Here is a 13,508-nt window from a genome sequence, read left to right as displayed (position 1 = left end):
GATAGAGAATTACAGGCTGAACTCACCCTCGGCCGCCAGCTCGCTCAGCGGCCGGCGCGGGCTCGGCACTTCGCGGGCCTGCAGGCCTTCGGCCAGGGTCGCCTTGTCACCCAGCTTGCCGATCGCCACCATTGCATGCAGCGCGTAGCCCTCGGGAATTTTCAGCTCGCGGCGGGCCAGGTCCTGGTCGAAACCGGCCATGCCGTGGCTGTGCCAGCCGCTGATGCTCGCCTGCAGCGCCAGATGGCCCCAGGCCGAACCGGTATCGAAGGTGTGCCACAGTGCAGGCTTTTCCTCATCGGAGCCGGGCGCAGCGAAGGTGGTCTTGGAGATGATCAGCACCAGCGCCGAAGCGTGCTGCGCCCAGCTGCGGTTGAACTCGTTGAGGATGCCCAGGTAGCGCTCCCAGCTTGGCGTGTCGCGGCGGGCGTAGAGGAACCGCCACGGCTGCGAGTTGTAGGCCGAAGGCGCCCAGCGCGCGGCCTCGAGGAAGCTCAGCAGGGTTTCCTGGCTGATCGGCTCGGCGGTGAAGGCGCGGGGCGACCAGCGATTGATGAACTGCTCGTTGATGGCATAGTCGGCGATGCGTGGGGTGGCGCTCATGGGTGCTCCTGCAAGGGCGGGGGAAAATACCGCACGCTACTGCGTCCGGTGAGCACTGACAAGCGGTCTGGCGTTGCCGCCGGACTGCCTCTAGACTGGCGCCGCCGCGCGCCGCGGCTTGACGTTGACTGCAGGAAACCGTGTGATGATCGCCGATACCGCGCCCTTCTGGCGGCGCAAGACCCTCGACCAGCTCGATGACAAGGAGTGGGAGTCGCTCTGCGACGGCTGCGGCCTGTGCTGCCTGCAGAAACTCGAGGACGAGGAAGACAACAGCGTCTATTACACGAGCATCGCCTGCAAGCTGCTGGACCTGCAGACCTGCCAGTGCAGCGACTACCCCAATCGCTTCGAACACGTTCCCGACTGCATCCAACTCACCCCCGGCAAGGCCGACCAGTTCAAGTGGCTGCCGCCCACCTGCGGCTATCGCCTGGTCAGCGAAGGACAGGACCTGCCGGCCTGGCACCACCTGATCAGCGGTGATCGCCAGCAGGTGCACGAGCAGCGTATTTCCCGGTCGGGGCGCATGCTCAGCGAAAACGACGTGGATGAAGACGACTGGGAAGACCATCTGATCTTCCGCGCGGGTTGAGTGTCCGGGAAACAAGGAGTTTTTTATGCGTCGCCCGTTGTTGCTGATTGTCGGCCTGCTGGCCAGTTCGCAGGTCCTGGCGAAGAAAGTCGACCTCGATTATCAGGTGCGCCTGCTGCCGCAGAGCGGCCAGGCCGAGGTGCGCCTGACCCTGGCCGACGGCAGCGCGGTGCGCAGCCTGGACTTCGACCTGGGCAAGCCCGGTGCCTACAGCGATTTTCTCGCCGATGGCCAGTGGCAGGTGCAGAACGGGCGTGGCGTCTGGCACCCGGCGGCGGGCAAGACCAGCCTCAGTTACCGTGTGCTGCTCGACCAGCAACCCCGAGGCGCCGCCCATGAGGCACGCATCACGCCGCACTGGGCGCTGTTTCGCGGCGACCAGCTGGTGCCGCCGGCGCGCCTCGACCAGCAGGACGGCACCGAACTGGTCTCGCGGCTGACCTTCGACCTGCCGGCGGGCTGGAAAAGCGTCGAAACCGCCTGGCCACGCATCGGCCGGCAGAAATTCCGTATCGACGATGTGTCGCGGCTGTTCGACCGCCCCACCGGCTGGATGCTCGCCGGCAACCTGGGCAGCCGTCGGGCGCGCCTGGGCGACACCGAGGTGACCGTGGCCGCGCCGCAGGGCCAGGGTATGCGGCGCATGGACACGCTGACCTTGCTGACCTTCGTCTGGCCGCAGTTGCAGGCGGTGTTCCCGCGCAACCCGCCGAAGCTGCTGCTAGTCGGTGCCCGGGACGAGATGTGGCGGGGCGTGCTGGCTGGCAACAACTCGCTGTACCTGCACAGCACGCGCTCGCTGGTCAGCGAGAACGGCACCAGCCCGGTGCTCCGTGAGCTGGTGCAGCTGTTCGCCCAGATCAACGACCGCGACGGCAGCGACTGGCTGGGCGAGAGCCTGGCCGACTATTACGCCACCGAGCTGCTGCGCCGCGCCGGCGGCATGAGCGATGACCGCTACGAGGCGCTGCAGGCCCGTCAGCACAAGCTGGCGGCCAAGGTGACCCACCTGAAGGGTGCCAAGGCCGATGCCGCGCAGGTGGCCCGTGGCGTGCTGCTGCTCCAGGCGCTGGATCGCGAGATTCGCCTGCACCACCACGACAAACGCTCGCTGGACGACGTCGCCCGCGCGCTGATGCGCCTGTCGAGCGTCAGCACCGAGGAGTTCGTGCAGATCAGCGAGAACGTGCTCGGGCGACAGTCCGAGGTGCTGCAGAGCAAGGTGCTGCGCTAGTACGCTCCGCTGTAGGAGCGGCCTTGTGCCGCGAAAGGGCTGCAAAGCAGCCCCAGGTTTTCAGCGTCAAGGCAGAAATTGCCGGGTCCGCTGCGCGGCCCTTTCGCGGCACAAGGCCGCTCCTACAGGGGGGGGCAAGGCGCGATGGTTACTTGAACTTCGGCCCCGAGCGGGTATTCAAGCCTTTGGCCATGCGATCGTACAGCACCACATTCACCGTCGCCGCCAGGTTCATGCAGCCTTCTGTCGGGATGTAGATCGTCTCTTCGCACCAGCCCCGCACGTCTTCACTCAACGAGCCATCCTCGGGCCCGAAGATGTAGATCGCCCGGTCCGGGTGGGTGTACTCAGGCAATGGCCGTGCGCCTTCCACCAGCTCCACGGCCACCGGGGTGCAGCCCAGGGGAATGATGCGCTGCAGGTCGTCGATGCCGATCAGCGGGATGTCGTAGTGCACACGCTTGGTGTCGGTGACGAAGTCGCGGGCGCGCTCATAGCGCTTGCCGGTGTAGAACACCGAGTTGACGCCATAGCAGCCCGCGGCGCGCATCACCGAGCCCACGTTTTCCGCGGATTTGGGGTTGAACAGGCCGATGCAGCTGTACCGTTTGTTCGCCACGTGTCGGGGCCCTTCGCAAAAAAAGAGCGCGATTATACGGGCTTGCCGGCACGCCGGGGGCGCGAATCGACGTTCAGTCCTTCTTCATCAGCGCGGCCAGGTTGGCGAACGGGTTGTGGGTCGCCACGGCGACTTTCGGCGTGCTCAGCGAGCCTTCGCTGAAATACTGCTGGTCGGTGTAGCGGGCGTGCTCGTTGTCGTGGCAGTACAGGCACAGCAACTCCCAGTTGGAGCCGTCCTGGGGGTTGTTGTCGTGGTTGTGGTCGCGGTGGTGCACGGTCAGTTCCGACAGGCGCTTGCCGGAGAACTCGCGGGTGCAACGACCGCAGACGTGGGGATACATCTTCAGCGCCTTGTCGCGGTAGCCCATTTCCTTGTCGCGCTTGGCGTCGGCGAGGATGCGGTCGAGGCGGGCGGTGGCGTCGGAGGTGGAGCTCATGGTGTTACCTTTTTTCTGATCAGGGCAATGACGGTTATGCCTTTGAGTCTAGCGCGCCTGTGGGGCGGGCGGACAGGCAAAATCACGCCATTGGGCGTAGCCTGTAGGGTCTGTACGAAATGTGTCTGCGCGAAGGTCAGACAAGGCGAAACGGGGGGAGGAAGCGGAGTGTACTGGAGTACATGAGCATTCCGAGCCCCGTTTCAACGCAGTATGGGCGAGTGCAGATACATTTCGTACAGAGCCTAGGAAGGTTTCTGACAGGAGGCTGCCGATGTTACATGCGATCCTCGCCGCGCTGTTGCTTGGCGCTGTATCCACGGCCGACGCCGCGGGCCAGCAGCGGCCGCTCACGACGGTCCCCGGGGCACCCGGCACCGCGACGCCGACACCTTACCCGCAGATCACCCCGAGCACGCCGCCCAAGGCCGGCGCCAACCGGCCGGGCGCGCCGCTGTTGCCGCCGATGCCGCTGCCGGGCCCACCCAAGGACCAGCCGTTGCCCGGGTTGAGCCAGGACCCGCCGAAGCCGCCTGACAAGGGGCGCTAGACCTGCTGCGCCAGGCGCTGGCCATCCTGCATGCGCAGGCGTTTTGACAAGGCCACGGCGAGGGCGCGGATGATCCGTGCGGCGATGCGCGGCGCTTCGTTGAGCATCTTTTCCAGCGCGTCCTTGCCCAGGGTCAGCAGTTGGCAGTCGCTGGCCGCCACGCAGGTGGCCGAGCGGCGTTCGCCATCGAGCACGGCCATCTCGCCGAAGGCCCGGCCCTTGCGCAGGGTGGCGATCTCCACCTGGACGCCGTTGCCGTCGGTCTTGCGCACCGAGACCACGCCGCGATGGAGGATGCACATGAAAGTGCCGGCGTCGCCTTCGCTGAACAGGGTCTGGCCCTGGGCGACGGCGGTGAGGCTGAAGTAGCCGGCGGCGGCGAGGAAGTCACCGGGCTGCAGGGTGTCGAACAGGCCGCAGTCCATGAGCATGTCGCGGATCTCGGCGTTCAGGTGCTGGGTGTCGGGCATGTGTTGTTCTTCTTCGAATGTCTGGAAAGCGCCACAAACTGCTGGGTAGGTAGTGAGGCATCGTGGGAGCGGGGCAAGCCCGCTCCCACGTCAGCTTGACGCTATGACAACGAAAATCGCGTTTTACGCCACGCCCAGCTCATTGAAGACGAACGCATACTCCAGCGCCACGTCGCGCAGCCCCTGGTAGCGCCCGCTCATGCCGCCGTGGCCCGCGCCCATCTCGGTCTTGAGCAGCAGCAGGTTGTCGTCGGTCTTGCGCGTGCGCAGGCGCGCCACCCACTTGGCAGCCTCCCAGTACTGCACGCGGCTGTCGTTGTAGCCGGCGACCACCAGCAGCGCCGGGTAGGCCTGCGCCTTGACGTTCTCGTAAGGGGCGTAGGCCTTGATCCGTTCGTACACCTCAGGCTCCTCGGGGTTGCCCCATTCGTCGTACTCGGTGACGGTCAGCGGCAGCTCGGGGTCGAGCATGGTGTTGAGCACATCGACGAACGGCACTTCGGCGATGGCACAGCGGAACAGCTCGGGGCGCAGGTTGAGCACTGCGCCCATGAGCAGGCCACCGGCACTGCCGCCGCTGATCGCCAAGCGCTCGCGGCTGGTCACGCCTTCGGCGACCAGGTGTTCGGCGCAGGCGATGAAGTCGTCGAAGCTGTTGTGCTTGTGCTCCTGCTTGCCGGCCCGGTACCAGGCCTCGCCCAGCTCGCCGCCGCCGCGCACATGGGCGATGGCGAAGGCCACGCCACGCTCCAGCAGGCTCAGGCGAGCGTGGGAGAACCAGGGGTCAAGGCTCTCGCCGTAGGCGCCGTAGCCGTAGAGGTAGAGCGGCACGCACTTGCCCTCGTCGACACGGCGGCGCACCAGGCTGATCGGCACCCGCGTGCCATCCTTGGCCACCGCCCACAGGCGCTGGCTGACGTAGTCGTCGGCGTCGAAGGCGCCGAGCACCGGGGTCTGCTTGAGCACCTGCTGGTCACCCGTGGCCAGCTCCAGCTGGCGCACCTGGGCCGGGCGGTTGAGCGCTTCGTAGCGCAGGCGGATGCGCGTGCTGGCGAATTCCAGGCTGTCCTGCACGTAGAGGCTGTAGGCGGCGTCTGGCAGCTCGACGCGGTAAACCGGCAGGCCTTGCGGGTGCACTTCGATGATCGGCAGGCCGCCTTCGCGCAGGCTCAGGGACAGCGCCGTGGCATTGAGGCTGAGCCCTTCGAGCATGACGTCGTCGCGGTGCGGTACCAGCACCTGCCACTGCGCGCGTGTCGGCACGCTGTCGGCCGGCGCGTGGTACAGGGCGAAGTTGATGCCGTCCTGGTTGCTGCGCACGAACCAGCGCCACTGGCCGTCGAGCTGGCCGTGGTCGGGGAAGTATTCATGGCCTTCGACCCGCGGCGCCAGGCAGGTGAAATCAGCCTGTGGCGTGGCGGCATCGAGCACCCAGGCCTCGCTGGTGGTCTTGCTGTTGAGCAGCAGCACCAGCTGGCGCTCGGAGCTGGCGCGGTAGCAGTGCAGGAAGAAGCGTCCGTCGGACTCCTCGAACACCGTGATGGCGCCAGCCTCGCCCAAGGTGTGGCGGCGCAGGCGCCAGGGGCGGTGGGTGTCGTCCAGTTCGGCGAAGAACAGCGTCTGGCTGTCGTTGGCCCAGGTCATGCTGCCGTCGCAGTCGTCGAAGGGCAGGGCGCTCAGCGCGCCGCTGGCCAGGTCCTTGACGTACAGGGTGTAGATCTCGTCGCCGCTGGTGTCCAGGCTGTAGGCCAGCAGGCGGTGGTCGGGGCTGACGCTGAAGGCGCCGAGGGAAAGAAAGCCGCCATTGGCCAGGGCGTTGGGGTCGAGCAGCAGCTCCTCGCAGCTTTCATCGACGGTGTTGCTGTCGTCGGCCGGGCGCGGGCAGCGGTAATGACGCGGGTATTCGTCGCCCGCGGTGGTACGGGTGTAGTAGAGGTACGGGCCCCAGGGCGAGGGCAGCGACAGGTCGGTCTCGAGGATGCGGCCCTTGATTTCTTCGAACAGCTGTTCACGCAGCGGCGCCTGGTCGGCGAGGACGGCTTGCTGGTAGGCGTTTTCCGCTTCCAGGTAGGCCAGGACCTCGGGGGTGTCGCGCTGCTGCAGCCACGCATAGGGGTCGGTGCCTTCGGCCTGGCGGGCGATGGGGGGGCGGGGGGCATTCGGCATGGGAGATCTCTTGGTTGGGGCCTCTGGCCTCTTCGCGGGTAAACCCGCTCCCACAGGTAAAGTGTTAGCCTGTGGGAGCGGGTTTACCCGCGAAGAGGCCCTGACAGGCTAGGGGCAGCCTGCGCCGGGAAAAGTGTTTATCATAGGCATCTCTTTGCCTGGCTTGCACCCACACCATGACCGAACACGACTATACCCTCGCCTGGGGCCTGTACGCCGTTGCCGCCCTGGGCTGCCTGCTGGTGGGCTTCAAGCTGACCGGCTGGATGTGGCGCTGGCTGCGCGAGCCGCTGCGGGTGATCATCGCCGTATTGCTGTTCTCGCCGACCATCGTCGACCCGGTCAAGGAAAGCTTCGCCCCGGCCATCGCCATCACCGCGCTGGACGTCGCCTTCAAGGTCGGCAACAACGCCTGGCGCGCCGCCTCCGACCTGGCCATGTACGGCATGCTCGCCTTTGCCCTGTACATCGTCTTCGTGCTGATCCGCTGGCCGCTGGAAAATCGTGCCCGCGAGCGCCGAGCCCAGCGTGAGGCCGTCGCCCAGCGCCAGGCCAAGGAAGAAGACGAGGTCGTGGCCGAAGCGTCCCTGGCCGCCAACCGTCAAGACCGCTACCGCGACGATCCTCCGCCCGCCCCAGTACGCCGCTCCGGCCCCGGGCAGGGCCGCGTCGAACCCCGTCTGTAAACCAGGAGCCGCAACATGTGCGAACTGCTGGGCATGAGCGCCAACGTCCCCACCGACATCGTCTTCAGCTTCACCGGCCTGATGCAGCGCGGCGGGCGCACCGGCCCGCACCGCGATGGCTGGGGCATCGGTTTCTACGAAGGGCGCGGCCTGCGTCTGTTCCAGGATCCGGCGGCGAGCAGCGAGTCGGAAGTGGCCAACCTGGTGCAGCGTTACCCGATCAAGAGCGAAGTGGTCATCGGCCATATCCGCCAGGCCAACGTCGGCAAGGTCTGCCTGTCCAACACTCACCCGTTCGTGCGTGAGCTGTGGGGCCGCAACTGGTGCTTCGCGCACAACGGCCAGCTGGGCGATTTCAGCGGCCAGCGCACGTTCTACCGGCCGATCGGCGACACCGACAGCGAAGCGGCTTTCTGCGACCTGCTCAACCGTGTGCGTGAAGCCTTCCCCGAGCCGGTCGAGGTCGAGCAGTTGCTGCCGGTGCTGGTCGAAGCCTGTGCCGGTTACCGTGGCCAGGGCGTGTTCAACTGCCTGCTCAGCGATGGCGACTGGCTGTTCTGCTTCTGCTCGACCAAACTGGTGCATATCACCCGCCGCGCACCGTTCGGCGCGGCGCGGCTGAAGGATGTCGACCTGATCGTCGACTTCCACACGCAAACCACCCCCAACGACGTGGTCACGGTGATCGCCACCGAGCCGCTGACCGAGAACGAGACCTGGAACCGCTACGAGCCGGGTCAATGGGGGCTGTGGCGGCATGGCGAGTGCATTGCCCACGGCCATAGTTAAGGACGCTCCATGTTCAGAAGTTACCTGCGTTTGCTGTTGTTCACCTTCGGCCTGCTGGCCGGTCTCCAGGTGCCGGGGCTGGTCAAGGACTACAGCCAGCGCGTCGAGGCGCACTTGCTCGAATCGCGCCAGGCGCTAGACGGCTTCCGCCAGACCGCGCAGCGTTTCTTCAACGGCGACCTGCAGGCGCTGGTGCGGCATTACCGGGGCAGCGACGATCCTGTGTTCAACAGCGATGCCAACAGCATCGAGAGCCTGTTGATTCGCAACCAGTTGCTTGAGCATGAATGGCAGGCCCTGCAAGGCTCGTGGGTGAGCCGCACCTGGCATGTGCTGGTGCAGCCGGAGCCGGCACTGCGCGAGGAAACGCTCAAGGGCTACAGCTATCAGATTCTGCTGGTACCGGAGGTGATCGGCTGGGGGATCGGCAGCGGGTTCGTGCTGGCGTTTGTGGTCGAGAGCCTGTTGCTGGTGATTGGTTGGGTGATTCTTGGCGGGCGGCGCAAGGTGGTGAAGGAAAGCTGGCGCTAGTTTTTCCGGCCCTGCGGCAGCGTTTCTCAGATCAGCACAATCCGCTGCCCGCCCACATCCCGCGCATAGCGCTCCAGCACCTGCCGGCACACGCCCACCACCTCGTCCACCAGCGCCACACCGGTCTGCCAGGCCACCACCAGCTCCAGGCTCGGCGGTGGCTGCAAGCCTTCCAGCAACACCAGCTCGCCACGGCTTAGTTCGCCATCCACCAATGCCGGCGGCAATGCGCCAATACCGAAGCCGTCGCGCAGCAGGCGGGTGATGGCCGCCACCGAGTTCACGCAGTTCAGGCGCGGCGCCTCGGCTCCGGCGGCCTGCAGCAGGCCGAGCACTTCCTGGTGCGGCCGCGAGTTCTTCGAGAAGGTGACGATGCGCTCGCGGGCCAGCTCCGCCAGCGAGGCGTAGGTACGGTGGTGCGGCGAGCCGGCGGCGACGATCCAGCCCATCGGGTAGCGCGCCAGGTCGTGGCTGCGGATCGACTGCTCGCGCAGCAGGTCGGTCTGCAGGATCACGTCGAGAAAACCCTTCTGCAACTGCTCGCGCAGGTTCAGCGCGGTATCGGCCACCAGCTCGATCTCCACCTGCGGGTAGCGCTCGCCCAGCTCCGCCACCAGGGCGCTCATCCAGGTGTGGATGACCGTGTCCATCACCCCCAGGCGGATGCGCCCGGTCTTGGCCCGGTCGCTGTCCAGCGACTGTTTCATGGCCTTGGCGGTGTCGAGCATGCGTTCGGCGTACTCCAGCACCTTGGCGCCCTCTGGCGTCAGGCTGACCCCGCGGGAGTCGCGCAGCAGCAGTTTCACGCCCAGGTCGGCTTCCAGCGCGGCGATGCGGCTGGACACCGAGGCCTGGGTGGTGAACAGCTTCTCGGCGGTGAGGCGGAAGCTCCTGAGCCGGGCGACCCAGACGAAGGTTTCGAGGAAACGAAGGTTCATGATCAGTTTTTCTTGTTCCAGACCGGCGGTTTTTCTCGTTGGACGCAGGCGACGCGGCCTCTGAACATGAAGCCCAGGCCGCGACGCCCGACGTCGCCCATAGAACAATACCAACAAGCCGAGGCAACCATGAACCCGACCGGCGTGCAGCAGCAGGCCCCCGCCCGAACCTCGAGCGGCCCCTTCGCCTGGTACCGCGACATCGACTCCCAGCAACGACGCACCTTCTGGAGCTGCAAGATCGGCTACGGCCTGGACGGCATGGACACCCAGATGCTGAGTTTCGTCATCCCCACCCTGATCATGGTGTGGGGCATCAGCACCGCCGAGGCCGGGTTGATCCACACCAGCACCTTGATCGCCTCGGCCCTGGGCGGCTGGATCGCCGGCATTCTGTCCGACCGCATCGGGCGGGTGCGCACCCTGCAGCTGACGGTGCTGTGGTTCGCCTTTTTCACCTTCCTCTGCGGCTTCGCCCAGAGTTACGAGCAACTGCTGATCGCCCGCACCCTGATGGGCTTCGGCTTCGGCGGCGAATGGACCGCCGGCGCGGTGCTGATCGGCGAGGTGATCCGTGCCCAGGACCGCGGCAAGGCAGTGGGCATGGTGCAGTCGGGCTGGGCCATCGGCTGGGGCCTGACGGCGATCCTCTATGCCCTGCTGTTCTCCTGGCTGCCGGCCGAGCAGGCCTGGCGCGCGCTGTTCCTGCTGGGCCTGCTGCCGGCGATCTTCGTGATCTTCGTCCGGCGCCTGGTCAAGGACCCGGAGATCTACCGTCAGGCCAAGGCCGAAGAGCAGGCCGAGGCGCCCGCGCAGTTCTACGAGATCTTCGCCCCCGGCATGCTCTGGACCACGATCCGCGCCTCGCTGCTGACCACCGGCGCCCTGGGCGGCTACTACGCCATCACCTCGTGGCTGCCGACCTTCCTCAAGAACGAGCGCGGTCTGAGCGTGCTGGGCACCGGCGGCTACCTGGCGATGGTCATCGTCGGCTCCTACATCGGCTACGTGGTCAGCGCCTACCTGTGCGACCTGCTGGGGCGCAGGAAGAACTTCATCCTGTTCGCCGTGGGCTCGTTCGTCATCGTCCTGCTCTACACGCAGATGCCGGTCAGCGACGGGGTGATGCTGTGGCTGGGCTTCCCCCTGGGCTTCTTTGCCTCGGGCATCTTCAGCGGCATGGGCTCGTTCCTCACCGAATTGTTCCCGACCCGGATCCGCGGATCGGGGCAAGGCTTCTGCTACAACATCGGCAAGGTGGTCGCGGCCATGTTCCCGCTGCTGATCGGCCTGCTCGGCGAGAAAGTGCCGTTGGGCCTGGGAATTGGCGCCTTTGCCGCGGTGTCCTACGGTGTGGTGATCGTGGCGGCCCTGAGCTTGCCGGAAACCCGCGGCAAAGCACTCCAGGCGCGCTAAGGTAGGCACCATGAACATTGATACGGAGGTCCGCCAGGTGAAACGCCTGCTACTCAATTGCGACATGGGCGAGAGCTTCGGCAACTGGCGCATGGGCCAGGACGCCAAGGTCATGCCGTTCATCGACTGCGCCAACATCGCCTGCGGCTACCACGCCGGCGACCCGGGTACCATGCGCCGCACCGTGGCCCTGGCCCTGGAGCACCGGGTGGCCATCGGCGCGCACCCGGCCTACCCGGACCTGATGGGCTTCGGCCGCCGCTCCATGGCCTGCAGCAGCGACGAGATACGCGACCTGCTGCACTACCAGATCGGTGCCCTGGATGGTATCTGCAAGGTGCTCGGCGGGCGGGTGGCCTACGTCAAGCCCCACGGCGCGCTGTACAACGACATGATGGCCAACCCGGACATCCTGCGCACCGTGCTCGAAGCGGTGGCGGCGTTCGACAGCGGCCTGCCGCTGATGCTCATGGCTACCGCCGACGATAGCGCCGCCCAGGCCCTGGGCGACGAGGTCGGTGTGCCGCTGTGGTTCGAGGCCTTCGCCGACCGTGGCTACACCGCCAGCGGGCACCTGATGTCGCGGCGCCTGCCGAACGCGGTGCACCACGATCCGGCGCTGGTGGTCGAGCAGGCCTTGCGCCTGGCCAAGGGCGAGGCCCTGGTGGCAGACGACGGCAGCGACGTGCGCTTGAACGCCAGCACCCTGTGCGTGCATGGCGACAACGACGGCTCGGTGGCCGCCGTGCGCCAGATCCGCCAAGCCCTGGATGCACTGGAGCAAGCATGACGCCACGTATCGAAGTGGTGGCCATCGACAGCCTGATGGTGCGGCTGTTCGATGCCATCGATGAAGGCAACATGCCGTGGATCCTCGCCGCCAGCCAGCGCTTGCGGGATGCTTTCGGCCAACAGTTGATCGACCTGGTGCCGTCCTACACCACGCTGATGGTGCAGTTCGACCTGGCGCCGGGCGAGGCGCGCCAGCGTATCCAGCACGCGCTGGAGGGCCTGCGGCCGGATGCCGGCCAGGCCGGGCGTCGGCATGAGATCCCGGTGTGGTACCACGCCAGTGTCGGCCCCGAGCTGCCGGTGCTGGCCGCGCGCGGCGGGATGAGCGAGGCCGAGGTGATCCGCCTGCATTGTGGTCGCGACTACCCGGTGTTCGCCCTGGGTTTCGCGCCGGGCTTCGGCTTCATGGGCCTGGTCGACGAACGCCTGGCCACGCCGCGCCTGAGCACCCCGCGCAAGCGCGTGGCAGCGGGCAGCGTCGGCATCGCCGAACGCCAGACTGCCGCCTATCCCGCCGTGTCGCCGGGCGGCTGGAACCTGATCGGTCGCACGCCGGTGCGCCTGTTCGACCGCGAGCGCGAGGGCTACAGCTTGCTGCAACCTGGTGATCGGGTACGTTTCGTGGCCGTTGAACGGGCCGAATTCATCAACCTGGGCGGTGATGACAGCCCGCTGGAGGCCCAGGCATGAGCCAATTGAGAGTCGAGGCCAGCACCGCGTTGTGCCTGTTGCAGGATGCCGGGCGTTTCGGTGTGCGGCACCTGGGCGTGACCCAGGGCGGCGCGCTGGACTGGGTGGCGATGCGTTGGGCCAACTGGCTGCTGGACAATGCCCTGGACAGCACCGTGGTGGAAATCGCCCTCGGCGGCTTCAGCGTGGTCGCCGAGCAGGACTGCGTGATGGCGCTGGCCGGGGCCGACCTGGATGCGCAGGTCGACGGGCAGGCCGTGGCGCCCTGGACCCGCTTCAACCTGGGCAAGGGCCAGCGCCTGACGCTGCGTCAGCCTCGTCAGGGGGTACGTGCTTACCTGGCGGTGCCGGGCGGGTTTGTGGGCGAGCCGGTGCTGGGGAGTTGTTCTACCGTGGTACGGGAAGAACTGGGTGGTTTAGACGGCCAGGGCCGGGCGTTGGTGAAGGGCGAGGTGCTGCACGCTGCCGGGGCAGTCGTGGGGCAAGTCCGCTCCCACGTGCCTGAAGCGCTGCGACCGGTGTATGCCGAGAAGCCGGTATTGGACCTGGTGATGGGCGCGCAGATCGGTGATTTTGGCGGCACCAGTCTGTTCGAGGCGTTCAACCGTGACTGGACGCTGGACAGCCGGGCTGATCGCATGGGTATTCGCCTGCTTGGGCCACAGCTGGTCTACCAGGGCGCGCCGATGATCTCCGAGGGGATCCCGCTCGGCGCCGTGCAGGTGCCGCCGGACGGGCAGCCGATCGTGCTGCTCAATGATCGGCAGACGATCGGTGGGTATCCACGACTGGGGGCGTTGACGCCGTTGGCGCTGGCGCAGTTGGCACAGTGCATGCCGGGGTCTGCGGTGCGGTTTCGGGCGGTGGTGCAGGACGAGGCTTGGCGGGAGCAGCAGCTATACCTGCTCCGTTGGCGGTGAAGCTGCTGGCCCTTTCGCGGGTAAACCCGCTCCCACAGGTCAGATACAGCCCCCGAGAGTGGCGCTGTAC

General features: G+C 66.7%; 16 protein-coding genes. 10 read left to right on the top strand and 6 right to left on the bottom strand.

Annotation, left to right across the window (positions count from 1 at the left end):
* Nucleotides 1-9: 9 nt before the first annotated feature.
* Nucleotides 10-603 carry a nitroreductase family protein gene (locus AC0MAZ_RS23130; protein WP_203651331.1) on the bottom strand — a complete coding sequence of 198 codons (594 nt, stop codon included), beginning with the start codon at nt 601-603 and terminating at the stop codon, nt 10-12.
* A 145-nt stretch (nt 604-748) separates the two neighbouring features.
* Here AC0MAZ_RS23130 and AC0MAZ_RS23125 point away from each other — a divergent pair, with 145 nt between their 5' ends.
* Nucleotides 749-1,198, top strand: coding sequence for a YcgN family cysteine cluster protein (locus AC0MAZ_RS23125; RefSeq protein WP_475859318.1), 450 nt, complete (start codon nt 749-751; stop codon nt 1,196-1,198).
* Between the two features lie 25 nt (nt 1,199-1,223).
* On the top strand, nt 1,224-2,432 hold the full coding sequence (locus tag AC0MAZ_RS23120; RefSeq protein WP_475859317.1) for a hypothetical protein: 1,209 nt from the start codon (nt 1,224-1,226) through the stop codon (nt 2,430-2,432).
* 148 nt (nt 2,433-2,580) lie between these two features.
* On the opposite strand, the gene AC0MAZ_RS23115 is transcribed toward AC0MAZ_RS23120, so the two are convergent.
* Nucleotides 2,581-3,051 (bottom strand): RNA methyltransferase, encoded by a 471-nt coding sequence (locus AC0MAZ_RS23115; RefSeq protein ID WP_028693028.1) that lies wholly within the window; start codon nt 3,049-3,051, stop codon nt 2,581-2,583.
* Between the two features lie 73 nt (nt 3,052-3,124).
* Nucleotides 3,125-3,490, bottom strand: coding sequence for a YajD family HNH nuclease (locus tag AC0MAZ_RS23110; protein ID WP_050704320.1), 366 nt, complete (start codon nt 3,488-3,490; stop codon nt 3,125-3,127).
* A 274-nt stretch (nt 3,491-3,764) separates the two neighbouring features.
* Between AC0MAZ_RS23110 and AC0MAZ_RS23105 the strand changes: the two genes are divergently transcribed.
* On the top strand, nt 3,765-4,040 hold the full coding sequence (locus tag AC0MAZ_RS23105; protein ID WP_028693029.1) for a hypothetical protein: 276 nt from the start codon (nt 3,765-3,767) through the stop codon (nt 4,038-4,040).
* On the opposite strand, the gene AC0MAZ_RS23100 is transcribed toward AC0MAZ_RS23105, so the two are convergent.
* Both AC0MAZ_RS23100 and AC0MAZ_RS23095 read right to left on the bottom strand, forming a co-directional pair.
* Nucleotides 4,037-4,510 (bottom strand): cyclic nucleotide-binding domain-containing protein, encoded by a 474-nt coding sequence (locus AC0MAZ_RS23100; RefSeq protein WP_203651334.1) that lies wholly within the window; start codon nt 4,508-4,510, stop codon nt 4,037-4,039. The genes AC0MAZ_RS23105 and AC0MAZ_RS23100 overlap by 4 nt on opposite strands.
* A 123-nt stretch (nt 4,511-4,633) precedes the next feature.
* Nucleotides 4,634-6,676: a S9 family peptidase gene (locus AC0MAZ_RS23095; protein ID WP_475859313.1), complete on the bottom strand. Its 2,043-nt coding sequence runs from the start codon at nt 6,674-6,676 to the stop codon at nt 4,634-4,636.
* A gap of 176 nt (nt 6,677-6,852) precedes the next feature.
* On the opposite strand from AC0MAZ_RS23095, the gene AC0MAZ_RS23090 reads away from it, so the two are divergent.
* Genes AC0MAZ_RS23090 through AC0MAZ_RS23080 form a run of 3 tightly spaced genes read left to right on the top strand, consistent with a single transcriptional unit; the run spans nt 6,853 to nt 8,682 of the window.
* On the top strand, nt 6,853-7,362 hold the full coding sequence (locus tag AC0MAZ_RS23090; RefSeq protein WP_475859311.1) for an MFS transporter: 510 nt from the start codon (nt 6,853-6,855) through the stop codon (nt 7,360-7,362).
* A gap of 15 nt (nt 7,363-7,377) precedes the next feature.
* A complete protein-coding gene (locus AC0MAZ_RS23085; RefSeq protein WP_203651335.1) occupies nt 7,378-8,151 on the top strand; it encodes a class II glutamine amidotransferase in 774 nt (257 codons plus the stop codon).
* A 9-nt stretch (nt 8,152-8,160) separates the two neighbouring features.
* On the top strand, nt 8,161-8,682 hold the full coding sequence (locus tag AC0MAZ_RS23080) for a DUF2937 family protein (RefSeq protein ID WP_475859309.1): 522 nt from the start codon (nt 8,161-8,163) through the stop codon (nt 8,680-8,682).
* A gap of 26 nt (nt 8,683-8,708) precedes the next feature.
* Here the strand turns inward: AC0MAZ_RS23080 and AC0MAZ_RS23075 are convergent, their stop codons facing one another.
* Complete coding sequence (locus AC0MAZ_RS23075; RefSeq protein WP_254464628.1) at nt 8,709-9,620, bottom strand: LysR family transcriptional regulator; 912 nt, start codon at nt 9,618-9,620, stop codon at nt 8,709-8,711.
* A 129-nt stretch (nt 9,621-9,749) separates the two neighbouring features.
* Between AC0MAZ_RS23075 and AC0MAZ_RS23070 the strand changes: the two genes are divergently transcribed.
* The 4 genes from AC0MAZ_RS23070 to AC0MAZ_RS23055 are packed head-to-tail and all read left to right on the top strand — an operon-like array spanning nt 9,750 to nt 13,438.
* A complete protein-coding gene (locus tag AC0MAZ_RS23070) occupies nt 9,750-11,036 on the top strand; it encodes an MFS transporter (RefSeq protein ID WP_475859307.1) in 1,287 nt (428 codons plus the stop codon).
* Between the two features lie 10 nt (nt 11,037-11,046).
* Nucleotides 11,047-11,826 (top strand): 5-oxoprolinase subunit PxpA, encoded by a 780-nt coding sequence (locus AC0MAZ_RS23065; RefSeq protein ID WP_028693037.1) that lies wholly within the window; start codon nt 11,047-11,049, stop codon nt 11,824-11,826.
* On the top strand, nt 11,823-12,518 hold the full coding sequence (pxpB, locus tag AC0MAZ_RS23060) for a 5-oxoprolinase subunit PxpB (protein WP_475859304.1): 696 nt from the start codon (nt 11,823-11,825) through the stop codon (nt 12,516-12,518). The genes AC0MAZ_RS23065 and pxpB overlap by 4 nt, the downstream gene beginning before the upstream one ends.
* On the top strand, nt 12,515-13,438 hold the full coding sequence (locus tag AC0MAZ_RS23055; protein WP_254464631.1) for a 5-oxoprolinase subunit C family protein: 924 nt from the start codon (nt 12,515-12,517) through the stop codon (nt 13,436-13,438). Before pxpB ends, AC0MAZ_RS23055 begins: the two co-directional genes overlap by 4 nt.
* Nucleotides 13,439-13,508 lie beyond the last annotated feature (70 nt).

The organism is Pseudomonas sp. A (genome assembly GCF_056270345.1).
The sequence above is the reverse complement of the archived record's forward strand: the minus strand, read 5'-3'. Positions and strand labels throughout refer to the sequence as shown.

What these genes read in the sequence shown, in the direction of transcription:
- AC0MAZ_RS23125 (WP_475859318.1), top strand. Translation starts at nt 749, where the DNA reads ATGATCGCCGATACCGCGCCCTTCTGGCGGCGCAAGACCCTCGACCAG.
- AC0MAZ_RS23130 (WP_203651331.1), bottom strand. Translation starts at nt 603, where the DNA reads ATGAGCGCCACCCCACGCATCGCCGACTATGCCATCAACGAGCAGTTC.
- AC0MAZ_RS23065 (WP_028693037.1), top strand. Translation starts at nt 11,047, where the DNA reads ATGAACATTGATACGGAGGTCCGCCAGGTGAAACGCCTGCTACTCAAT.
- AC0MAZ_RS23105 (WP_028693029.1), top strand. Translation starts at nt 3,765, where the DNA reads ATGTTACATGCGATCCTCGCCGCGCTGTTGCTTGGCGCTGTATCCACG.
- AC0MAZ_RS23080 (WP_475859309.1), top strand. Translation starts at nt 8,161, where the DNA reads ATGTTCAGAAGTTACCTGCGTTTGCTGTTGTTCACCTTCGGCCTGCTG.
- pxpB (WP_475859304.1), top strand. Translation starts at nt 11,823, where the DNA reads ATGACGCCACGTATCGAAGTGGTGGCCATCGACAGCCTGATGGTGCGG.
- AC0MAZ_RS23070 (WP_475859307.1), top strand. Translation starts at nt 9,750, where the DNA reads ATGAACCCGACCGGCGTGCAGCAGCAGGCCCCCGCCCGAACCTCGAGC.
- AC0MAZ_RS23085 (WP_203651335.1), top strand. Translation starts at nt 7,378, where the DNA reads ATGTGCGAACTGCTGGGCATGAGCGCCAACGTCCCCACCGACATCGTC.
- AC0MAZ_RS23100 (WP_203651334.1), bottom strand. Translation starts at nt 4,510, where the DNA reads ATGCCCGACACCCAGCACCTGAACGCCGAGATCCGCGACATGCTCATG.
- AC0MAZ_RS23120 (WP_475859317.1), top strand. Translation starts at nt 1,224, where the DNA reads ATGCGTCGCCCGTTGTTGCTGATTGTCGGCCTGCTGGCCAGTTCGCAG.
- AC0MAZ_RS23055 (WP_254464631.1), top strand. Translation starts at nt 12,515, where the DNA reads ATGAGCCAATTGAGAGTCGAGGCCAGCACCGCGTTGTGCCTGTTGCAG.
- AC0MAZ_RS23110 (WP_050704320.1), bottom strand. Translation starts at nt 3,490, where the DNA reads ATGAGCTCCACCTCCGACGCCACCGCCCGCCTCGACCGCATCCTCGCC.
- AC0MAZ_RS23095 (WP_475859313.1), bottom strand. Translation starts at nt 6,676, where the DNA reads ATGCCGAATGCCCCCCGCCCCCCCATCGCCCGCCAGGCCGAAGGCACC.
- AC0MAZ_RS23090 (WP_475859311.1), top strand. Translation starts at nt 6,853, where the DNA reads ATGACCGAACACGACTATACCCTCGCCTGGGGCCTGTACGCCGTTGCC.
- AC0MAZ_RS23075 (WP_254464628.1), bottom strand. Translation starts at nt 9,620, where the DNA reads ATGAACCTTCGTTTCCTCGAAACCTTCGTCTGGGTCGCCCGGCTCAGG.